This window comes from Streptomyces sp. Ag82_O1-12 (genome assembly GCF_900182715.1).
Lineage (GTDB): Bacteria > Actinomycetota > Actinomycetes > Streptomycetales > Streptomycetaceae > Streptomyces > Streptomyces massasporeus.
Genome location: NZ_FXUW01000001.1, coordinates 2,473,935 through 2,493,957, shown reverse-complemented (window position 1 = coordinate 2,493,957; position 20,023 = coordinate 2,473,935). Strand labels below are relative to the sequence as shown.

General features: G+C 72.3%; 19 protein-coding genes. 7 read left to right on the top strand and 12 right to left on the bottom strand.

Annotated features, from left to right (window positions below; all coding sequences use genetic code 11):
* Nucleotides 1–6 precede the first annotated feature (6 nt).
* Together QOL88_RS11470 and QOL88_RS11465 are read right to left on the bottom strand one after the other, a co-directional pair.
* The gene (locus QOL88_RS11470) at nucleotides 7–648 is read right to left on the bottom strand and encodes an SCO2322 family protein (protein ID WP_097216345.1); all 642 of its coding nucleotides are present in this window, start codon (nucleotides 646–648) and stop codon (nucleotides 7–9) included.
* Nucleotides 645–1,856 (bottom strand): SCO2321 family membrane protein, encoded by a 1,212-nt coding sequence (locus QOL88_RS11465; RefSeq protein WP_097216344.1) that lies wholly within the window; start codon nucleotides 1,854–1,856, stop codon nucleotides 645–647. The genes QOL88_RS11470 and QOL88_RS11465 overlap by 4 nt, the downstream gene beginning before the upstream one ends.
* Before the next feature lie 508 nt (nucleotides 1,857–2,364).
* On the opposite strand from QOL88_RS11465, the gene QOL88_RS11460 reads away from it, so the two are divergent.
* Nucleotides 2,365–3,180: an SAM-dependent methyltransferase gene (locus QOL88_RS11460; protein WP_097216343.1), complete on the top strand. Its 816-nt coding sequence runs from the start codon at nucleotides 2,365–2,367 to the stop codon at nucleotides 3,178–3,180.
* A gap of 3 nt (nucleotides 3,181–3,183) precedes the next feature.
* Here QOL88_RS11460 and QOL88_RS11455 read toward each other — a convergent pair whose 3' ends face one another.
* Both QOL88_RS11455 and QOL88_RS11450 read right to left on the bottom strand, forming a co-directional pair.
* A complete protein-coding gene (locus tag QOL88_RS11455) occupies nucleotides 3,184–4,089 on the bottom strand; it encodes a Sco1979 family transcriptional regulator (RefSeq protein ID WP_097216342.1) in 906 nt (301 codons plus the stop codon).
* A gap of 281 nt (nucleotides 4,090–4,370) precedes the next feature.
* Complete coding sequence (locus tag QOL88_RS11450; RefSeq protein WP_097216341.1) at nucleotides 4,371–5,435, bottom strand: Strvi_7410 family MBL fold metallo-hydrolase; 1,065 nt, start codon at nucleotides 5,433–5,435, stop codon at nucleotides 4,371–4,373.
* 160 nt (nucleotides 5,436–5,595) lie between these two features.
* Here QOL88_RS11450 and QOL88_RS11445 point away from each other — a divergent pair, with 160 nt between their 5' ends.
* Nucleotides 5,596–7,047 carry an aldehyde dehydrogenase gene (locus QOL88_RS11445; protein ID WP_097216340.1) on the top strand — a complete coding sequence of 484 codons (1,452 nt, stop codon included), beginning with the start codon at nucleotides 5,596–5,598 and terminating at the stop codon, nucleotides 7,045–7,047.
* A 2-nt stretch (nucleotides 7,048–7,049) separates the two neighbouring features.
* Nucleotides 7,050–7,283: a ferredoxin gene (locus QOL88_RS11440; protein WP_097216339.1), complete on the top strand. Its 234-nt coding sequence runs from the start codon at nucleotides 7,050–7,052 to the stop codon at nucleotides 7,281–7,283.
* A 293-nt stretch (nucleotides 7,284–7,576) separates the two neighbouring features.
* Here QOL88_RS11440 and QOL88_RS11435 read toward each other — a convergent pair whose 3' ends face one another.
* On the bottom strand, nucleotides 7,577–8,236 hold the full coding sequence (locus QOL88_RS11435) for a TetR family transcriptional regulator (RefSeq protein WP_097216338.1): 660 nt from the start codon (nucleotides 8,234–8,236) through the stop codon (nucleotides 7,577–7,579).
* 211 nt (nucleotides 8,237–8,447) lie between these two features.
* On the opposite strand from QOL88_RS11435, the gene QOL88_RS11430 reads away from it, so the two are divergent.
* Genes QOL88_RS11430 through QOL88_RS11420 form a run of 3 tightly spaced genes read left to right on the top strand, consistent with a single transcriptional unit; the run spans nucleotide 8,448 to nucleotide 11,766 of the window.
* Nucleotides 8,448–9,959, top strand: coding sequence for a glycosyltransferase family 4 protein (locus QOL88_RS11430; RefSeq protein ID WP_097216337.1), 1,512 nt, complete (start codon nucleotides 8,448–8,450; stop codon nucleotides 9,957–9,959).
* Nucleotides 9,953–10,702, top strand: coding sequence for a class I SAM-dependent methyltransferase (locus QOL88_RS11425; protein WP_097216336.1), 750 nt, complete (start codon nucleotides 9,953–9,955; stop codon nucleotides 10,700–10,702). Before QOL88_RS11430 ends, QOL88_RS11425 begins: the two co-directional genes overlap by 7 nt.
* Entirely contained in the window at nucleotides 10,699–11,766 is a 1,068-nt protein-coding gene (locus QOL88_RS11420) for a prenyltransferase/squalene oxidase repeat-containing protein (RefSeq protein WP_097216335.1), read from the top strand. The genes QOL88_RS11425 and QOL88_RS11420 overlap by 4 nt, the downstream gene beginning before the upstream one ends.
* A 95-nt stretch (nucleotides 11,767–11,861) precedes the next feature.
* Here the strand turns inward: QOL88_RS11420 and QOL88_RS11415 are convergent, their stop codons facing one another.
* From QOL88_RS11415 to QOL88_RS11385, 7 genes are all read right to left on the bottom strand, one after another.
* Nucleotides 11,862–12,155: a hypothetical protein gene (locus tag QOL88_RS11415; RefSeq protein ID WP_097216334.1), complete on the bottom strand. Its 294-nt coding sequence runs from the start codon at nucleotides 12,153–12,155 to the stop codon at nucleotides 11,862–11,864.
* Between the two features lie 46 nt (nucleotides 12,156–12,201).
* Nucleotides 12,202–13,212 (bottom strand): LLM class F420-dependent oxidoreductase, encoded by a 1,011-nt coding sequence (locus tag QOL88_RS11410; protein ID WP_097216333.1) that lies wholly within the window; start codon nucleotides 13,210–13,212, stop codon nucleotides 12,202–12,204.
* Between the two features lie 96 nt (nucleotides 13,213–13,308).
* Nucleotides 13,309–14,139, bottom strand: a complete 831-nt coding sequence (locus tag QOL88_RS11405) for a DUF5336 domain-containing protein (RefSeq protein ID WP_097216332.1) — start codon at nucleotides 14,137–14,139, stop codon at nucleotides 13,309–13,311.
* 158 nt (nucleotides 14,140–14,297) lie between these two features.
* Nucleotides 14,298–15,245 (bottom strand): N-acetylmuramoyl-L-alanine amidase, encoded by a 948-nt coding sequence (locus QOL88_RS11400; protein ID WP_097216331.1) that lies wholly within the window; start codon nucleotides 15,243–15,245, stop codon nucleotides 14,298–14,300.
* A 62-nt stretch (nucleotides 15,246–15,307) separates the two neighbouring features.
* A complete protein-coding gene (locus QOL88_RS11395; RefSeq protein WP_097216330.1) occupies nucleotides 15,308–15,595 on the bottom strand; it encodes a hypothetical protein in 288 nt (95 codons plus the stop codon).
* A 121-nt stretch (nucleotides 15,596–15,716) separates the two neighbouring features.
* Nucleotides 15,717–16,367: a class I SAM-dependent methyltransferase gene (locus QOL88_RS11390; protein WP_097216329.1), complete on the bottom strand. Its 651-nt coding sequence runs from the start codon at nucleotides 16,365–16,367 to the stop codon at nucleotides 15,717–15,719.
* A gap of 101 nt (nucleotides 16,368–16,468) precedes the next feature.
* The gene (locus QOL88_RS11385; RefSeq protein WP_097216328.1) at nucleotides 16,469–18,208 is read right to left on the bottom strand and encodes an MFS transporter; all 1,740 of its coding nucleotides are present in this window, start codon (nucleotides 18,206–18,208) and stop codon (nucleotides 16,469–16,471) included.
* A gap of 186 nt (nucleotides 18,209–18,394) precedes the next feature.
* Between QOL88_RS11385 and QOL88_RS11380 the strand changes: the two genes are divergently transcribed.
* Entirely contained in the window at nucleotides 18,395–19,831 is a 1,437-nt protein-coding gene (locus QOL88_RS11380) for an MFS transporter (protein WP_097216327.1), read from the top strand.
* Nucleotides 19,832–20,023 lie beyond the last annotated feature (192 nt).

Sequence of the window (20,023 nt, the reverse complement as noted above, 5' to 3'; positions counted from 1 at the left end):
GGACGGCTACCCACGCCGGCGTACCTGCCAGATCGCCGCCCCGCCCAGGACCACCACCACGGCGATGCCCGCGACCAGGCCCAGGGACGGACCGTGGTCCGACGGGGTCTTGTGCTCCGCCGTGGGCTTGCCGTGCCCCGGCGTCTGCTTCTGCGAGACCTGGTCGCCGCAGCCCTGCTCCGGATAGCCCGCGATCGCGCACAGCAGGGCGTTGGTGTCGTAGCGCAGCGGCTTGGCCACCGCCGCCAGGGCCTCGGCCGTCGTCGCGTCGGGGGAGACCCGGGCGCAGGCCGTGCGGGCGGCGGGCGGGGTTTCGCCGTCGGGGGCGTCCGACGGGGTGCCGAAGTCGAGGACCAGGGCCACCCGCTTGCTGCCGTCCCGCGCGGGCGTCTTCGCGCAGATCGTCGCGAAGTCGGCCTTGCCGCGTGGCCGGGTCGCGTTCGCGGAGTCCTCGCTCACCGCGAAGCGGAAGCCCTGGACGTCGCCGTCCGAGGGGCGGGCCAGGGAGGGACCCTGGGTCGCGTAGACCCAGTGGTCGCCGTCGCGCTCCCAGAACGACCAGTACCGGTAACCGGCGGCCTGGGCCTGGCCCGTGCCCGCGCACAGCAGGAGCGAGGCCAGGAGGAGGAGAAGGGCCCGGCGGATCACGGCTGCTGCTTCTTCTTGCGGCCGGTGAACAGGAAGCCGATGCCGATGCCGGCGACGAGGCAGACGCCGACGTACCACCAGACGCCGAAGAAGTCCGAGCCGGAGTCCTCCTTCTTCTCGTCCGAGGCCTTGGTCTTCTCCGCGGTCTGCGGGGCCGGGCCCGTGGCTCCCAGCTGCTTCACGAGGTCCGCGCCGCCGAAGTCGCGCGGGTTCGTGCCCGTCGCGTGGGCGGCGAAGATCAGCTGGGCGTAGGCGGCCGGACCGCTCTGTGCGGCCCAGGCCGCGGAGTTCTTCTCCAGCCACCGCACGGACTTCTCCGCCTGCGCGGTGGCGCCCTGCGCGGCGAGCGCGACGACCGCGTCGGCGGTGTTGCCGAAGTCGGGCTGGGGCTCGGCACCGGCCAGGGCGGACATGAGGTGCCCGTCGTCCTTGGTCAGGGCGGCGGTGAGGTAGCCCGCGCCGTTCGCCGCCGCCTGCTCCGGCGTGGTGGCCTTCTCGCAGGTCGCGTCGGACTTCTTGCCGGGCTCGACGACCATGCCCTTGCCCAGGGAGCCGAGCACACCGGCCGCCGTGGCGTCCGCGTTGGCGGCGAGCTTGCCCTTCTTGTCCGGCTGGAACGCGAAGGCGCCGCCGCCGTCCCCGCCGCAGGGCAGGGCGAGCTTCAGCAGCGCGTCGTAGGGCGACTTGCCGTCCTTCTCGACCTTGCCGGGCTTCTCGCCCGCGGCGGCGAGCGCGCCGATGACGATCGACGTCGAGTTGGTGTCGTCGGCACCGCCGGGCGAGTAGCCCCAGCCGCCGTCCTTGTTCTGGACGGACTTCAGCCAGTCGACGGCCTTGCCGGTGACGTCGTCGTGCCCGCCGAGCGCGGTCAGGGCCTGGACGGCGGCGGACGTGGCGTTGGTGTCCCGCATGGTCTTGGCGTCGCACGGGGCGGTGGGATCGGGGCGGTACGAGGCGAAGGAGCCGTCCGCGCACTGCTGACGCACCAGCCACTCCACGGACTTCGCCGCCGGCTTCACCCCCACCGTGTCCTGCGCGAGCAGGGCGAGGGACTGCCGCCAGACCCCGTCGTACTTCGGGTCGGTGCCGCCGTACAGGGCGGAGGGAAACGCCTGGGAGGGCGACGGGGACGGGGTGGCGGCGGCCGGGGTGGCGGCGCCGATCACGGCGACGGCGGCCAGGACCGCGGCGCTGCGGCGGACGTTCATGATCGGCGGGTGCCTCTCCCTGTGGGGGAGCCGGGCGGCACGGGGCACCCCCCGGCGGCTCGGCTCCGTATACCTCGACGGTGCCGTGCACCGGCGGGCTGCCGGGCACGTGAGCCGGTCACGAAACCGTACGAAGCGATCCGGCTCACCGCCGCGGCGGGCGGTTCACGGTTGCGGGTCAGCGCCGGAATTGCACCGGCTTCCCCCCGTACGGTGTGATGACGACCCGCTCACTGTACCCGCACGTAGGAATCGGGCCGAGGGGGCTTGGGTAGCGCTGCCGGCGGGGACGCCGGGCGGCGGAGTGGCTGCGCGTGGTCCGGCATGTGGCCTGCCGGGTGTGGGCCGGTGCGCCGGTTGCCGCGGACGAGCGGAACGAGCTGGCCTTCGGGCCACCCGCCGGCCACCGCTGGAGGCCGAACTCCTGCTTCTCGCGATGGAGTTGATCCTCTCCGGGGCGTCGACCGGCTACCGTGGGGATTCCCCGATCTCTCACGCAGGAGCGTCCATGACCGAGCAGGTGGAGAACGCCGAGCAGGCGCCGTTCCCCAAGATCGACACCTCGGTGCCGCACTCGGCCCGGATCTGGAACTACTGGCTGGGCGGGAAGGACAACTACGAGGTCGACCGGGTGGCCGGTGACGCGTTCCTTGAGGTCTTCCCCGGGATCGAGACCGGTGCCCGCGCCGCCCGCTACTTCCTCGCCCGCGCCGTGCGCCACCTCGCCGCCGAAGAGGGCGTCCGCCAGTTCCTGGACATCGGCACCGGCCTGCCCAACGTGGACAACACCCACCAGATCGCCCAGCGGGTGGCCCCGGAGAGCCGGATCGTCTACGTCGACAACGACCCGCTGGTGCTGGCCCACGCCCGCGCCCTGCTCACCAGCACGCCGGAAGGCGTCACCAACTACGTCGACGCCGACCTGCGCGACCCGGGCGCCATCGTCCGGGAGGCCGGGAAGACACTCGACTTCGACCAGCCCGTCGCCCTCATGCTGATGGGCATCCTGGGCCATATCGAGGACCACGACGAGGCCCGCTCGATCGTGCGCCGGCTGGTGGACGCCCTGCCCCCCGGCAGCTACCTCGTGCAGTACGACTCCACCGACACCAGCGAGGAGTACGTCCGGGCCATCCAGCACTACAACGACGGCGGCTCGATCCCGTACATCCTGCGCAGCCCCGAGCAGATCGCGCGCTATTTCGACGGCCTGGAACTGCTCGACCCCGGCGTGGCGTCCTGCTCGCGCTGGCGCCCGGACGCGGCGGCCCTGGACCTGCCTCCGGAAGTGCACCAGTACGGCGGCGTCGCCCTCAAGCGCTGACCCTCAGGTCTCCTGAAGGACGCGATGCAGGATGGTCGGAGTCTCGTCCGGCGACTCGGCTTCGACCACCAGCCGGTTCATGGCGTCCCAGTAGCACTCGATCTCGGCCGGCCGGTCGGGGTAGAGGGCGCCGGTGAGCTGCTCCAGGTAGACCACGTCGGGCAACTGCCCGCCGGGCAGCCGCAGAATGGTGACCGGGCCGCCCTCCCCGGCGTGAGCGCCCGCGGCGAACGGCAGGATCTGCACCGTCACATGCGGAAGCCGGCAGATCTCGATGAGATGCCTGAGCTGGTCCCGCATGACCCGGATGCCGCCCACCGGGCGGCGCAGCGCCGCCTCGTCGATCACCGCCCACAGCCGGGTCGCCGGCTGCCGGTGCAGGATCCGCCGGCGGGCCATCCGCAGGGCGACCCGGCGGTCGATCTCCGCCGCACCGGCGTCCGGGTGCACGAGCCGCACGGCGGCCCGGGCGTAGTCGGCGGTCTGCAACAGGCCGGGGACGCGCTGCACCCGGAAGCAGCGGATGAGACTCGCCGCCTGCTCGGCTCCGAGATAGGTCTGCGTCCAGGCGGGCACGACATCGCTGTACGACCGCCACCAGGCAGGGGTGTTGGCCTGCTCGGCGAGCGCCAGCAGGGTGGCGCGCTCGGCCTCGTCCGTGACGCCGTAGAGGGTGAGCAGATCGGCGACGTCGCGCAGTTTGAAGCCGTGGCGGCCGGCCTCCATCCGGCTGATCTTGGAGGAGGAGGCGCGGATGACGTGCCCCGCGTCCGCTCGGCCGATGCCCCGTTCCTCCCGCAGTGCGCGCAGCCGGGCCCCGAGGGCCAGGCGCGGCACCATGGGCCCGGCGCACCCGCCGTCCAGGGCCCCGCTGCCGGTCGTCGTGCGTGCGGCCTCTTCGGTGCCCATGGGCGTCTCTCCCGGTGCGAGCGTTGCTTCCGACCATCCTAGGGGCGCTCCGCAGCGTCAAGAGCCCTATGACGCGGGCACGTTCGATCGCGGTGTGGGTCCTCCGAAGGGCAGGTGAAGGGTCCGCGAGGCGAGCAGCCAGACCCCCGCCCGCCCGGTGGAACGTGTCCTCGTAGTGCCCGATCTGCACCGGCGGCCCGGCGCCGGGACGACGCCGCCCTCGTAACCGTCGACGCGGGAGGTCGTGAAGCAGGAGATCCCAGTGGCCGTGTCGGGTCTCGTCACACCGCCACGTACGTCACCGGCTCGCTCCCCGGCACCGCCTCCGCCCGGCCCAGCTTCACCAGTCGCCGCAGATGCGCCTCGGCCTCCGAGACGGCGATGGTGCGGGAGCCGTGCGGGATGTCGGACCAGGGGCGGTTCCACTCCATGCGCTCGGCGAGCTGCCAGGGGGTGAGGGGTTCGGCGAGCAGGGCCAGCAGGTCGGTCAGGCGGGACTCGTGGTGGGTGAGCAACTCCCTCACACGGGCTGCGGTGTCGGAGAAGGGGTGCTGGTGGGCGGGGAGGACCTCGGCGGGGGCCAGTCGGCCGACGCGTTCGAGGGAGTCGAGGTAGTCGCCCAGGGGGTCGGTGACGTCCCCCAAGCTCTCGGCTTCGCTCGAGCAGGGGGGACCCCCAGTGTCCTCGGGATCCTCGTAGAGGCCGATGTGCGGAGTGATCTCGGGCAGCAGGTGGTCGCCGGAGAACAGGCGTCCCCGGCCCGGGAGTCGGGCCGGATGGTCCTCCTCCAGGTGGAGGCAGACGTGGCCCGGTGTGTGTCCCGGGGTCCAGATCGCGCGCAGCCGGCGGCCGGGCAGCGCCAGGAGTTCGCCGGGGACGATGTCGCGGTCGGGCAGGGCGGGGGAGAGGCCGGGCAGGGTGCGGTGGCGGGGCTGCCGCAGGGGCGCGATGTGCTCCTCGGGGGCACCGGCCGCGGTGAGCTTGGCCGCCATGTACGTGAACCAGCGCTCGGGGCGGGCCTCGCGGGTCCGCCGTACGACCGCGGTGTCCGCCGCGTGCATCGCGATCCACGCGCCCGACGCCCGACGGACCCGGCCGGACAGGCCGTGGTGGTCGGGGTGGTGGTGGGTGATGACCACGCCGTGGATCTCGGCGGCCGAGGTGCCGCAGGCCGTGAGGCCCTCCGCGAGGGTGTCCCAGGACTCCGGGTCGTCCCAGCCGGTGTCGATCAGCACCGGGCCGCGGTCGGTGTCGACGACGTACACCAGCGTGTGGCCGAGCGGGTTGTCCGGGATCGGGACCCGGAGGGAGCGGACGCCTCCGCCGTGGTCGGTCACCTGTGTCATGGGCTCCCCCCGTCGCCGGCTCCCCGCCACTATAACTAGAACGGGTTCCAGCGAGGAGCCTTCCCGTGGTGCGCGGTCCGTGGACTCCTCGGGGTGGGGCTGGTATCAGTGGGCGTACCTGATGAACCGTCAGAGAACGCTCCCGGGGAGGCAGTCGGCCATGACCGAGCTCGTAGAACACGGACAGCTGTTCATCGGCGGGGAGTTGACCGACCCCCTGGGCCAGGACGTCATCGAGGTGATCTCGCCGCACACCGAGGAGGTCATCGGACGCGTCCCGCACGCCTCGACGGCGGATGTGGACCGGGCCGTGGCGGCGGCGCGGCGGGCGTTCGACGAGGGGCCCTGGCCGCGCATGAGCCTCGACGAGCGGATCGAGGTCGTGGGCCGGATCAAGGACGCCGTCACCGTCCGGCACGACGAGATCGCCCGCCTGATCTCCGCCCAGAACGGCTCGCCCTACTCCTGGAGCGTCCTCGCCCAGGCCCTCGGCGCGGTGATGGTCTGGGACTCGGCGATCACGGTCGCCCGCAGCTTCACGCACGAGGAGCGGCGCGACGGCGTCCTGGGCAGGATTCTCGTGCGGCGCGAGCCCGTCGGGGTCGTGGCCGCCGTGGTCCCCTGGAACGTGCCGCAGTTCGTCGCCGCCGCCAAGCTCGCCCCCGCGCTGCTCACCGGTTGCACGGTCGTCCTCAAGCCGTCGCCCGAGTCCCCGCTCGACGCCTATCTGCTCGGCGAGATCGCCCGCGAGGCCGGGCTGCCGGAGGGCGTGCTGTCGATCCTGCCCGCCGACCGGGAGGTGAGCGAGTACCTGGTCGGGCACCCCGGCGTCGACAAGGTGTCCTTCACCGGGTCGGTCGCGGCCGGCAAGCGCGTCATGGAGGTGGCCGCCCGCAACCTCACCCGCGTGACGCTCGAACTCGGCGGCAAGTCCGCGGCCGTCGTCCTGCCCGACGCGGACGTCGAGACGGCCGTCGCGGGCATCGCCCCCGCGGCCTGGATGAACAACGGCCAGGCCTGCGTCGCCCAGACCCGCATCCTCCTGCCGCGCTCCCGCTACGACGAGTTCGCCCAGGCCCTCGCCGCCGCCGCGGGCGCCCTGGCGGTCGGCGACCCGCTGGACCCGGCCACCCAGGTCGGCCCGCTGGTCGCCCGGCGGCAGCAGCGGCGCAACCTCGACTACATCCGCATCGGGCAGGAGGAGGGCGCCAAGATCCTCACCGGCGGCGGACGCCCGGCCGGCCTCGACCGCGGCTGGTACGTCGAACCCACCCTCTTCGGCGACGTCGACAACTCCATGCGCATCGCCCGCGAGGAGATCTTCGGCCCGGTGATCTGCCTGCTCCCCTACGACGACGAGTCCGACGCCGTGAAGATCGCCAACGACTCCGACTACGGGCTGAGCGGCAGCGTCTGGACCGCGGACGTCGAGCACGGCATCGACATCGCCCGCCAGGTCCGCACGGGCACGTACTCCGTCAACACCTTCAGCCTGGACATGCTGGGCCCCTTCGGCGGCTACAAGAACTCGGGCCTGGGGCGGGAGTTCGGGCCCGAGGGGTACGGCGAGTACCTGGAGCACAAGATGATCCACCTGCCGGCGGACGCGTAGCGATGGGCGACCGCTGGCACGTCGAGGTGGACCGCTCCCTGTGCATCGGCTCCGCGCAGTGCCTCCACCACGCGCCGGGCGGCTTCCATCTGGACGCCGCCCGGCAGTCCCGTCCCGCCGCTCCGGACATGGACGCGAACGAGCGGGTGCTGGAGGCGGCGGAGAGCTGTCCGACGGAGGCGATCACGATCACGCTCGGGGACAGCGGGGAGGCGGTGTTCCCGCCCGAGGAGTAGAGCGGGGGGCAGGCCGGGAAGTGCCCGGAAAATCATGGTTGAGGGGGTTTCATTCCCCTGGGGGCGTTCTATCCTGGAAGTCGGCCTACGAGGCGAGTGAGGGAGTCCGACCGGAGTGGCCGACGTCGGCGGGAAGCGAAGCTGGCTTCCGCTGGTGCCGACTGCGACGGTAGGGCTGAGAGGCGTAAGGGAGCCGGGCCGAAACGCGGCACCCCGAGGCGACCCCCATCACCTGATCCGGACCATACCGGCGAAGGGAACCCGTCTCGTAGGTCCTTGCCGTGCCCGGGGATCTACGGGCCGGTCGGCGCCGTCAGGTCGATCAGGCGGCACACCGTCTCGATGTCGATCTTCACCTGGGCGATCGAGGCGCGGCCCGACAGCCAGGTGACCAGCGCCGAGTGCCAGGTGTGCTCGATGACCCGGACCGCCGACAGCTGCTCCGGGGTCGGGTTCTCCTGGCCCATCGCGTCCAGGATGATCGCCGTCGTCTGGCGGGAGACCTGGTCGACCTCCGGGCTCACGCTGCGGTCGGCGAAGGTCAGCGCCCGGACCATCGCGTCGGCCAGATGCGGCTCGCGCTGCAACGCCCGGAAGGCCCGCATCAGCGTCTCCGCGACCCGCTCGGCGGCCGTCTCGCCCTGCGGGGGCTTCTTCCGCAGCGTGCCGTGCATGTGCTCCAACTGGTCCTGCATGGTGGCGACCAGCAGGTGGATCTTGGACGGGAAATAGCGGTACAGCGTGCCGAGCGCCACCTGGGAGGACTCCGCGACCTCGCGCATCTGCACGGCGTCGAAGCCGCCCCGGCTGGCCAGCTGGGCACTCGTGTGCAGGATGCGGCGGCGGCGGGCCTCCTGCCGCTCCGTGAGGGGCGGGGAGGCGGGCGCTGCCGCTCTGGCTTCCACCTTGGCCGGCTTGTTCACCTTGGCGCTCACCTTGGCTTCCGCGGGCATGGGTCGGTCCCGTTCCGTGACCGTCCGTGAGGACGAGTGATCACACAGCATGGCACGGTGCCGGTCGTGGCGTGAATCACCTGATCCACTGCTCACGGCACCCTTACCTGCCGGTAGATTCAGAGCCTCCGGACGATCAAGTCTGAAACTTGTTCTAGATTAGCGTCCCGGCGTAATCTCGCGGGACAGTGCAGGGAGAAGGGGGCCCGGAGTGACCGCTGAGGCCAGGGAGGCCGGGGCTCCTCAAGGCCCCGCTGCCGACGGCTTGCGACCGCTCAACATCGCGCTCCTCACCTATAAAGGGAACCCGTTCTGCGGCGGGCAGGGCGTCTACGTCCGGCACCTCTCGCGCGAACTGGCCCGCCTCGGCCACCGGGTCGAGGTCATCGGTTCCCAGCCGTATCCGGTCCTCGACGAGGGCTACGACGGGCTGAGCCTCACCGAGCTGCCCAGCCTCGACCTGTACCGCCAGCCGGACCCCTTCCGCACACCGAAGCGCGGCGAGTACCGCGACTGGATCGACGCGATGGAAGTCGCGACGATGTGGACCGGCGGCTTCCCGGAACCGCTCACGTTCTCGCTGCGCGCCCGCCGCCTGCTGCGCGCCCGGCGCGGCGAGTTCGACGTCGTGCACGACAACCAGACCCTCGGCTACGGCCTGCTGGGCGATGTCGGCGCGCCCCTGGTCACGACCATCCACCACCCCATCACCGTCGACCGGCAGTTGGAGCTGGACGCGGCGGACGGCTGGAAGCGGCGCGCCTCGGTGCGGCGCTGGTACGCCTTCACACGCATGCAGAAACGCGTCGCGCGCCGCCTGCCGTCCGTGCTCACCGTGTCCGGCACCTCGCAGCAGGAGATCGTCGACCACCTCGGCGTCCGGCGGGACCGCATCCACGTGGTTCACATCGGCGCCGACACCGACCTGTTCTCGCCGAATCCGTCGGTGCCGGTCGTGCCGGGCCGGATCGTGACGACGTCCAGCGCGGACGTGCCGCTGAAGGGCCTGGTGCACCTCGTCGAGGCGCTCGCCAAGGTCCGGACCGAGCACCCCGGTGCCCATCTCGTCGTCGTCGGCAAGCGGCCCACCGAAGGGCCCGTCGCCCAGGCGATGGAGCGGTACGGCCTCGCCGGTGCCGTCGAGTTCGTCAAGGGCATCTCCGACGCGGAACTCGTCGACCTCGTGCGCTCGGCGCAGGTCGCGTGCGTGCCGTCGCTCTACGAGGGCTTCTCGCTCCCGGCCGCCGAGGCCATGGCGACGGGCACGCCCCTGCTCGCCACGACCGGTGGCGCCATACCCGAGGTCGCCGGCCGCGACGGCGAGACCTGCCTGGCGGTACCGCCAGGCGACGCGGGCGCGCTGGCCGCCGGCCTGGGCCGCCTGCTGGCCGACCCGGACCTGCGCGCCCGCCTCGGCGCGGCCGGGCGGGAGCGGGTACTGCGTCACTTCACCTGGGCGAGGGCGGCGGAGGGCACGGTGGCCCGCTACCGCGAGGAGATCGACAGGGCCGGGACCGGCACCGTGCCGCGGGTTTCCGGCCGTTCGGTCCCCTCGACGGGTGCTGTCCCCACAGCCCTCACGGGCACGGCAGGTGCTGTCTCGGCAGCCCCCGCGGGCACGGCAGGTGCTGTCTCGGCAGCCCCCGCAGGTACGGCAGGTGCTGTCTCGGCAGCCCCGGCAGATGTAGAAGGCGTCAACTCCGAAAGCAGGGCCACGTGCTGACCGTCGACTTCTCCCGGTTCCCGCTCGCCCCGGGTGATCGTGTCCTGGATCTCGGCTGCGGTGCCGGGCGGCACGCCTTCGAGTGCTACCGGCGTGGCGCGCAGGTCGTGGCGCTGGACCAGAACGCCGAGGAGATCCGCGAGGTCGCGAAGTGGTTCGCGGCGATGAAGGAAGCCGGCGAGGCCCCCGAGGGCGCCACCGCCACGGCGATGGAGGGCGACGCCCTCGCGCTGCCCTTCCCCGACGAGTCCTTCGACGTCGTGATCATCTCCGAGGTGATGGAGCACATCCCGGACGACAAGGGTGTCCTCGCGGAGATGGTGCGGGTGCTCAAGCCCGGCGGGCGCATCGCCGTCACCGTTCCGCGCTACGGCCCCGAGAAGGTCTGCTGGAGCCTCTCCGACGCCTACCACGAGGTCGAGGGCGGCCACATCCGCATCTACAAGGCGGACGAACTGCTGGAGAAGATCCGCGAGGCCGGCCTGGAGCCCTACGGCACGCACCACGCCCACGCCCTGCACTCGCCCTACTGGTGGCTCAAGTGCGCCTTCGGCGTCGACAACGACAAGGCCCTGCCGGTGCGGGCGTACCACAAGCTGCTCGTCTGGGACATCATGAAGAAGCCGCTGGCCACCCGGGTCGCCGAGCAGGCGCTGAACCCGCTGATCGGCAAGAGCTTCGTGGCGTACGCGACCAAGCCGCACCTGCCGCGTCTGGCCGAGACCGGGGCGGACGCCAAGTGACCACTCCCCGGACGGAACATCTGGTCCTGCCCGGGGTCCTCACCGCGGGGGAGGCCGCAGCGACCGTCGCCGGCATCCTCGCCGTGCAGCGCGAGGACGGTGCGATCCCGTGGTTCCGGGGGCACCACCTCGACCCGTGGGACCACGTCGAGGCGGCCATGGCCCTGGACACGGCCGGCGAGCACGAGGCCGCCGAGCGGGCCTATCTGTGGCTGGCCCGGCACCAGAACGAGGACGGCTCCTGGTACGCGGCCTACACCGACGGCGAGGCCGACGCGGTCACCGATCGGGGCCGGGAGACCAACTTCGTCGCCTACATAGCCGTGGGCGTCTGGCACCACCATCTCTCCACCGGCGACGACGCGTTCCTGGACCGGATGTGGCCGGCGGTGTACGCGGCGGTGGAGTTCGTGCTGCGTCTCCAGCAGCCCGGCGGACAGATCGGCTGGAGGCGCGACGACGACGGCACGGAGACGACGGACGCCCTGCTGACGGGCAGCTCCTCCATCCACCACGCGCTGCGCTGCGCACTGGCCATCGCCGAGCAGCGGGAAGAGCCGCAACCGGACTGGGAGTTGGCGGCGGGCGCGCTGCGGCACGCCATACGCCACCACCCCGAGCGGTTCCTCGACAAGAACCGGTACTCGATGGACTGGTACTACCCGGTGCTCGGCGGCGCCCTGACCGGCGCGGAGGCCAAGGCCCGGATCGAGGAGGACTGGGACCGGTTCGTCGTCCCCGGGCTGGGGGTGCGCTGTGTCGTTCCCAACCCGTGGGTGACGGGGGGTGAGTCGGCCGAACTCGCGCTCGCGCTGTGGGCGATGGGGGAGTCCGACCGGGCGCTGGAGATCCTGCAGTCGATCCAGCATCTGCGGGACGAGGGCAGCGGGCTGTACTGGACCGGGTACGTGTTCGACGACGACGCGATCTGGCCGCGGGAGTTGACGACGTGGACGGCGGGATCGTTGTTGCTGGCGGTGGCCGCGCTGGGTGGGCACGAGGCCACGTGCCGGGTGTTCGGTGGGGACTTGCCCGTGGGTCTGGACTCGGACTGCTGCGCCTGAGCGCTCGGGGGCTCGCCGGGTTTGCGGGCGCGCGTGGTGTGTGGTTGCTCGCGCAGTTCCCCGCGCCCCTGAGGGCGAGCCCCTGAACGGCGTTCTCAGTGCCGGTGTGCTCGACTGGCGATGGCGTGCCCGACGAACAGGTACACCACCGCCGCCAGGCCGTAGCCGCAGACCACTCGGGCCCACGCCTCGTCGAAGGTGAACAGGTCGTGCGACCAGCCGGCGAGCCAGCGGGCCGCGTCGTGGATGAACTGGACGAAAGAGTTGCCGGGGTTGGCGTCCAGTAGGTACATCAGGATCCAGAGACCCAGGATGAGGGCCATGATGTCGGCCACGACCGCGACGATCGTGCCGGCCTGATTCGCACCGTTGCGATATCGAGGGGACATGCTTTCCGGATTGCCCTTGAACTCTGGATGAAACCCGCCGATTCGCTCAGGAGTTCAACTCCGCGAGTATCCGCAGGGTATGAGGGTCGGGGCTGAGCACGAGGAGGTCGGTCACCGGGCCCTTCCGCCACGACTCCAGCCGCTCGGCGATGCGTTCACGCGGCCCGACCAGGGAGATCTCGTCGGCGAAGGCGTCGGGGACGGCGAGCACGGCCTCCTCGCGGCGGCCGTCGAGGAACAGCCGCTGGATCCGGCGGGCCTCCTCCTCGTAGCCCATGCGCGCCATCAGGTCGGCGTGGAAGTTGCGGGCCGCGTGGCCCATGCCGCCGATGTAGAAGCCGAGCATCGCCTTGACGGGCAGCAGCCCCTCGGCGACGTCGTCGCACACCCGGACCTGTGTCATCGGCGCCACCATGAATCCCTCGGGCAGCTCCGCCAGGGCCGGGCCGTAGACCTCCGGCCGGTTCGGCGACCAGTACAGCGGCAGCCAGCCGTCGGCGATCCGGGTCGTCTGGGCGACGTTCTTCGGGCCCTCGGCGCCCAGCAGGACGGGCAGATCGGCGCGCAGCGGGTGGGTGATCGGCTTGAGGGGCTTGCCGAGGCCCGTGGCGTCCGGGCCGCGGTAGGGGTGGGAATGGAAGCGGCCGGCCAGTTCGACGGGGGCCTCGCGGCGCAGCACCTGCCGTACGACGTCGACGTACTCGCGGGTGGCGGTGAGCGGTGAGGCGGGGAACGGGCGGCCGTACCAGCCCTCGACGACCTGCGGGCCGGAGAGGCCGAGGCCCAGCAGCACGCGGCCGCCGGAGAGGTGGTCCAGGGTGAGGGCGTGCATCGCGGTCGTGGCCGGGGAGCGGGCCGCCATCTGCGCGACCGCCGTGCCGAGCCGGATGCGGGAGGTGTGCGCCGCGATCCAGGTGAGCGGGGTGAACGCGTCCGAGCCCCAGGACTCCGCCGTCCACACCGAGTCGTAGCCGAGCCGTTCGGCCTCCTGCGCGAGGCGTACGTGGTCGGGGGAGGGACCGCGGCCCCAGTAGCCGAGCGCGAGACCGAGCCGCATACCTGACTCCTGACGGTGTGTCAGTTGACGGGACGCCGACTGTACGGCAACGGCCCCCCGCCCGGAAGGGCGAGGGGCCGAGCGTGGCCGTGGGGCTCAGCCGCGCTGGATGCCCGACGTGTCCTGGAGGACACCGCGGCGGCCGTCCTGCGTCTGGGCGACCAGGGCCGCTCCGCGCTGCTCGACGGCCAGGTACCAGGTACCCGGGGCGAGTTCGGCGATCGGGGTGGGCGAGCCGTCCTCCGCGAACAGCGGCCGCGGCACCGGCACCGCGAACCAGAACGGGGAGAAGTCCCCGGCCGGCGGCTGCGGAGCCTGGGCCTGCGCCTGCTGGGGCTGCGGCTGGCCGCCGTACGGCTGCCCCGGCTGCGGCTGGCCGTAGCCACCGGGCTGCTGCGCGCCCGGGTAGCCGTAACCACCGGGGGGCTGGGCGCCGTAGGGCTGCGGGGCGGCCGGGCGGGGAGCCGGGAGGAGGGCGGCCTTGAGGGCCGGGACGAGGGGCGTGGTGAGGGCGGCGGCGGCCATCAGCAGCGTGGCGATGAGGGCGAGGATCATGCCGATGCCAGGGCTCGGGAGGAACTCGGAGTTGGTCCCCTCGATGTTGTCGTAGCCACCGGTCACGTCGAAGATGTTGCCGAGGGCGCTCCACGCGGCGAACACCGTGAAGGCGGCACCGAACTGGCCCAGCTCGATCCCCGCGATCTTCGGGGCCTGCGGCAGGCCCCGGGAGACGACGACGAGCGCGGCGCCGATGATCCCGGCCAGCACGACGCTGAACACGACCGGGCCGCTGCCCCACAGCATGGGGAGGTCGACGCTGTCGGGGACATTGTCGAACGAGTAGAGGTCGAGGAACGACGCGATCAACAGCAATACCGCTGCTCCGATCACCACGCCGTCGCCCCGAGTGAGGGAGCGGATATTCACTTCAGGTCCTTCGTAGGTCGTCTCATCGTCGGTAGAGGCGTCGCTGTCACCATGCCGCCGTCCGGACTCGGTGTGAAGCGCGGGGGTGGCCCCTCATCGTAAGGAGGACCCTATCGTCCGCCGGATCAGGGTGTCCGCCGGGATCTGCCGGTCCACACCTACCCGCGCAGGAAACTCACGATTCCCTCAGAGATTCCTTGCGCCGCCTTCTGTCGCCAGGCGCCGCTGGTGAGCAACGCCGCGTCCTTGCTATCGCGCATGTTGCCGCACTCGATGAACACCTTGGGAACCGTTGACAGATTGAGACCGCCCAGGTCCTTACGCGTGACGAGTCCGCCGCCGTCGCCGATGTAGTTGGAGGGCGCGCTGCCGGTGACGGCCACGAAGCGGCCCGCGACGTTCTCGCCGAGGTCGCGCGAGGGGCCGACGATCGCCCGGGTGTCCGCGGCGCCCGCATGGACCGCGCCGGGCAGGATCACATGGAAGCCTCGGTTGCCGGCGCCCGAGCCGTCCGCGTGGATCGAGACCACGGCGTCGGCCTTCGCCTGGTTGCCGATCCGGGCCCGCTCGTCCACGCACGGCCCGAACGGCCGGTCGCCGTCCTGTGTCAGCTTCACCGTGGCGCCCTGCGCCTGAAGGAGCGTGCGCATCCGGTGCGCGACGTCCAGCGTGAACTTCGCCTCGGTGTAACCGTCGTTGGTGGATGTGCCCGTGGTGTCGCACTCCTTCGAGTTCGTCCCGATGTTCACCTTGCGGTTGATTTCGGAGGCGTGCTGGAAGTTGTCCGGGTTGTGCCCCGGATCGATGACGACGACCTTGCCCTTGAGCGGGCCGGAGGCGGCGGGCGCGGAGGCCGAGGGCGTGGCCGTGGGCTTCGGGGAGGCGCTCGGCTCCTTGGCGTCGTCGGAGGGCGCGCTCGACGCGGCGGGCGAGGAGGACCGCGCGCTCGCCCGTCCCGACCCCCCGTCGTCCCCCGGGCCGCCCACCGTCTCGTACACCAGCCAGCCGAGCAGCACCCCCGGCACCAGCGCGGCGAGCGCGACGGTCAGGGGGCCGCGGCGGCGGCGGGGCTGGGGAGGTTCGAAGTCCGGGCCTACGTACGACACGCCAGCCACCCTAGCGGCCGTGAGCGGGGGCGGCGGCCCGAGGACGGCCCGGCGGGTGGCGGCTACGCACCGTTCCCGCCGCCGTCCCCGTGCCGTACCGCCTCCTTCACCCGCGCCTCCACCTCCTGGCGCGGTGTGCCCTCCTGCTTCGCGTACCCGGTCACCGCCGCCTGGACGTCCCGGGCGAGATCGCGCCAGGCACGCCAGGCCGTCTCCCAGGTGGTGGTCTGCTGGCCGCTCCACTTGGTCTGGGTGGGCGGCCCGTACGCGTCCTGGAGGTGACGCACGCGCGCGTACGCCTCGTCCGCCGCGCGCTGCTTCTCCACGAGCTCTTCGAAGGTGTGTGCCACGCGCCCGGATCCTTGGGCAGTGGCTCCCGCCCGCCGACTCGCCACGCCGCCCGTGGGCCGACCGGGAAGGGGTGCCGGGGGTGCGGTTCACCCGCCCAGCCGCCCGGCGCGTGCCGGTGCGTCAGATGCCCGGGCCCGTGCGCCGCAGCACCCGCAGCGAGTCCGTCGCCGAGACCTCGGTGAACGCGCCGGAGGCGAGGGCCCGGAGGTAGATCCGGTAAGGGGCCTGGCCGGTGAATTCGTCCTGCGGGTCGGGAAAGACGTCGTGGATGAGCAGCAGCCCGCCCTCGGCGACGTGCGGCGCCCAGCCCTCGTAGTCGGCCGTGGCGTGCTCGTCGGTGTGGCCGCCGTCGATGAAGACGAAGCCCAGCGGCGTCCGCCAGAACGCGGCGATCCGCGGGGAGCGCCCGACCAGCGCCACCACGTGCTCCTCCAGGCCCGCCCGGTGCAGCGTGCGGCGGAACGTGGGCAGCGTGTCCATCAGGCCGACCTCGGGGTCGACCGTCTCCGGGTCGTGGTACTCCCAGCCCGGCTGCTGCTCCTCGCTGCCGCGGTGGTGGTCGACGGTGAGCGCGCTGACCCCGGCCTCGCGGGCCGCGTCGGCGAGCAGGATCGTGGACCGGCCGCAGTACGTGCCGACCTCCAGCAACGGCAGTCCGAGCCGCCCGGCCTCCACGGCCGCCGCGTAGAGCGCCAGACCCTCGCCGGCGGGCATGAACCCCTTCGCCGCCTCGAACGCGGCCAGGATCTCGGGCTTCGGCGCCGCGGGCATGGGCTTCCTCTCGGTCGTACGACGGTCAGGGCGCCATCGTGCCGTACCCCCTGCCGCGGGACGACAGGGGGTACCGGTGAGTAACGGGGCCGGGCGGCAGGTCAGGCGGGGACCGTCTCGCCCGGCAGCGACAGGTCCAGGTCGACCGGGCGCTCGTCGCCCGTGTGGGTCGCGGACGAGGCGAGCGGGGCGTGGCCCGTGGCCCGGGCGGCCACGACGTAGGAGCCCCGGTCGGGGACGGTGAGCGCGTAGCTGCCGTCCTCGGCGGAGAGCGTCGCACCGGCCTGGCGGCCACGGCGGTCGATCAGCGTGACCTTGGCGCGGGCGACCGGGGAGCCGTCGGCCGCCAGCACCCGGCCGCGGAAGCCGCGCAGCACCTCCTCGGCGCGCTCCAGCACCGCGTCCTCCTCGCTGCTGGCCCGCAACTGCGGCTTGTCCGACGGCCGCCGGCCCGGCAGGAACAGCGCCAGGAGCAGGCCCACGGCCACCGCGCCCGTCGCGATCAGGAACGAGACCCGGAAGCCGTGCATGGTCGGGATCTCGACGCCGCCGACGTTGTCCGCGGTGTTCGCCAGCACCATGCCGATCACGGCACTCGACACCGACGTGCCGATGGAGCGCATCAGGGTGTTGAGACCGTTGGCCGCACCCGTCTCCGACGCCGGGACCGCGCCCACGATCAGGGCGGGCAGCGAGGAGTAGGCCAGGCCGATGCCCGCGCCCAGCAGGACCGAGATGACCAGGCTCTGCCAGGCGGCGCTCATCAGGCCGAGGCCGGCGCCGTAGCCGATCGCGATGATCAGCAGGCCGAGGATCAGGGTGACCTTGGGGCCGTACTTCGCGGACAGCCGGGCGTAGACGGGCGCCGTGAACATCATCGTCAGGCCGAGCGGCGCGACGAGCAGACCCGCGACGACCATCGACTGGCCGAGGCCGTAGCCGGTGGACTTCGGCAGCTGGAGCAGCTGGGGCAGGACCAGGGAGACGACGTAGAAGGAGACGCCGACCATGATCGAGGCGAGGTTGGTGAAGAGGACGGCCGGGCGGGCCGTGGTGCGCAGGTCGACCAGCGGGGCCTTCAGGCGCAGCTCCATCACGCCCCACAGCACGAGCACGACCGCCGAGGCGGCGAACAGGCCGAGCGTGGTGCCGGAGGCCCAGCCCCAGTCGCTGCCCTTGGTGATCGGCAGCAGGAACAGCACGAGCCCGGCGGACAGGCCGATCGCGCCCGGCAGGTCGAAGGTGCCCTCGGCGCGCATCGGGGACTCCGGCACGACGAGGAGCGTGAGGGCGATCGCGAGCAGGCCGAGGCCGGCGGCGCCGTAGTAGAGGGAGTGCCAGTCGCTGTGCTGGGCGACCAGGGCGGCGGCGGGCAGGGCGAGGCCGCCGCCGACGCCTATGGAGGAGCTCATCAGGGCCATCGCCGAGCCGAGCTTCTCGCGGGGCAGCATGTCGCGCATCAGGCCGATGCCGAGCGGGATGGCGCCCATCGCGAAGCCCTGGAGCGTACGACCGGCGATCATGAGCAGCAGATCGCTGGTGAGCGCGCTGACCAGGGCGCCCACGACCATCACGGCCAGGCTCAGGATCAGCATGCGGCGCTTGCCGTAGAGGTCGCCCAGGCGGCCCATGATCGGGGTGGCCACCGCGCCCGAGAGGAGCGTCGAAGTGAGGACCCACGTGGCGTTGCTGGGGGAGGTGTCCAGCAGTTGCGGCAGATCCTTGATCACCGGCACGAGCAGGGTCTGCATCACCGCGACAACGATGCCCGCGAAGGCGAGCACCGGGACAACGGCCCCGCTCGCTCTGCCGGCCGGGCGGTCTGTCGTCGTCTGCGTCATGGAAAAGGGCCTCCAGGCCGGGGAGCGTCGGGTTACGTGGGATCTGAACCTCGTACGTCCAGGCAACTATTCCGTTGCTTTGGCACCCTAACGAAAACTTGACCTTTTCTTGGGGAAGGGCCCCGCATGCCCGCACGAAGCCCTAGGTCGAAATCCCGATGCAGGGGGTGTGGAGCGGTTGAGAGCATGACACCCATGCTCGAAGCCGCCGAAATAACCCGCACGCCCCGCCGCACCGCGCCTCCCACCTGGCTCGTCGTGGCGCTCACCTGCGCCGGTCAGTTCCTCGTCGTCCTGGACGTCTCCGTCGTCAACGTGGCGCTGCCGTCGATGCGGACCGGGCTGGGACTCGGCGAGCAGGGCCTGCAATGGGTGGTGAACGCCTACGCCATCGCCTTCGCCGGGTTCATGCTGCTCGGCGGGCGCGCCGGGGACCTCTACGGCCGCAAACGGATGTTCCTCGTCGGGCTCGGCCTGTTCACCCTGGCCTCGGCGGCCGGCGGGCTGGCACAGGACGACTGGCAGCTGCTCCTGGCGCGGGCCGTGCAGGGGCTGGGCGCGGCCGTGCTGGCGCCCTCGACGCTGACGATCCTCACGGCGTCGGTGCCGGAGGGCGCCGCAAGGGCCCGGGCCATCGGGACCTGGACGGCCGTCGGGGCCGGCGGCGGCGCGGCGGGCGGCCTGGTCGGCGGGCTGCTGGTGGAGACGCTGTCCTGGCGCTGGGTGCTGCTCATCAACGTGCCCGTCGGCGCCGTGGTGCTGTGCGCCGCCGCCTGGTTCCTCACCGAGGGCCGGGCCGGGGACGGCCGCCGCCTCGACCTGCCGGGCGCGCTGCTCGTGACGGCCGGCCTCGGCACGCTGGCCTACGGCATCTCCCAGACGGAGGCGGCGGGCTGGACGGCACCGGCCACCCTGCTGCCGCTGCTCGCCGGGCTGGTCCTGCTCGGGGCGTTCCTCGCCGTCGAGGCCCGCACGGCGAGCCCGCTGATGCCGCTCGGCCTGCTGCGCGTCCGCTCGGTCTCCTCGGCCAACGTCTCGATGTTCCTGTGCGGTTCGGCGATGTTCTGCATGTGGTTCTTCATGACCCTCTACGCGCAGAACGTCCTCGGCTACACCCCGCTCGAGGCCGGCCTGGCCCTGGTCCCGAGCTCCCTCGCCGTCATCCTCGGCTCGAAGCTCGCACCCCGCCTGATGCGGCCGGTCGGCCCGCGCAACGTCGCCGCGCTGGGCACCTTGGTCGCCGTGGCCGGCTTCGCCTGGCAGTCCACGATGACCGCCGACGGCTCCTACGCCACGGTGATTCTCTTCCCCGGCGTCCTCATGATGCTCGGCGCGGGCCTGGCGGCGACCCCCCTCGCCTCCCTGGCCACCTCCGGCGCGGCCCCCGAGGAGGCGGGCCTGGTCTCCGGCCTCGTCAACACGTCCCGCACGATGGGCGGTTCCCTGGGGCTCGCGGTCCTGTCCACCCTGGCGGCGTCAGAATCGGCGGGCAGCACGACCCCCCAGGCCCTGACGGAGGGCTACGCCCTCGCGTTCCGGGTGGGCGCCGGGGTGCTGGTGGCCGGGATGGTGCTGATGTGGGTGTGGCTGCCGCGGCGGGCCAGGGAGCACCAGGGCACCTGAAAAAACCACGGGCGGCGTGGCCCGGAACGGGGGCGAGAGGGCCCTCCCCGGGCGAGCCGCCGCTGTTCCGGTCCGGGGGCGCGGTGATCCGACGGCGGGGCTCCCGCCCGCGCCGCATGGGTGCCCCAGAGCCTCCTCATCACTCCGAAAGGCGGCACTGACCTGGCCCTTCGTGAGGTCCGAACGTATCGT

Excerpts from the sequence above, each read along its gene's own strand:
- QOL88_RS11465 (WP_097216344.1), bottom strand. The coding sequence starts at position 1,856 with ATGAACGTCCGCCGCAGCGCCGCGGTCCTGGCCGCCGTCGCCGTGATC.
- QOL88_RS11460 (WP_097216343.1), top strand. The coding sequence starts at position 2,365 with ATGACCGAGCAGGTGGAGAACGCCGAGCAGGCGCCGTTCCCCAAGATC.
- QOL88_RS11455 (WP_097216342.1), bottom strand. The coding sequence starts at position 4,089 with ATGGGCACCGAAGAGGCCGCACGCACGACGACCGGCAGCGGGGCCCTG.
- QOL88_RS11450 (WP_097216341.1), bottom strand. The coding sequence starts at position 5,435 with ATGACACAGGTGACCGACCACGGCGGAGGCGTCCGCTCCCTCCGGGTC.
- QOL88_RS11445 (WP_097216340.1), top strand. The coding sequence starts at position 5,596 with ATGACCGAGCTCGTAGAACACGGACAGCTGTTCATCGGCGGGGAGTTG.
- QOL88_RS11440 (WP_097216339.1), top strand. The coding sequence starts at position 7,050 with ATGGGCGACCGCTGGCACGTCGAGGTGGACCGCTCCCTGTGCATCGGC.
- QOL88_RS11435 (WP_097216338.1), bottom strand. The coding sequence starts at position 8,236 with ATGCCCGCGGAAGCCAAGGTGAGCGCCAAGGTGAACAAGCCGGCCAAG.
- QOL88_RS11415 (WP_097216334.1), bottom strand. The coding sequence starts at position 12,155 with ATGTCCCCTCGATATCGCAACGGTGCGAATCAGGCCGGCACGATCGTC.
- QOL88_RS11410 (WP_097216333.1), bottom strand. The coding sequence starts at position 13,212 with ATGCGGCTCGGTCTCGCGCTCGGCTACTGGGGCCGCGGTCCCTCCCCC.
- QOL88_RS11390 (WP_097216329.1), bottom strand. The coding sequence starts at position 16,367 with ATGCCCGCGGCGCCGAAGCCCGAGATCCTGGCCGCGTTCGAGGCGGCG.
- QOL88_RS11385 (WP_097216328.1), bottom strand. The coding sequence starts at position 18,208 with ATGACGCAGACGACGACAGACCGCCCGGCCGGCAGAGCGAGCGGGGCC.
- QOL88_RS11380 (WP_097216327.1), top strand. The coding sequence starts at position 18,395 with ATGACACCCATGCTCGAAGCCGCCGAAATAACCCGCACGCCCCGCCGC.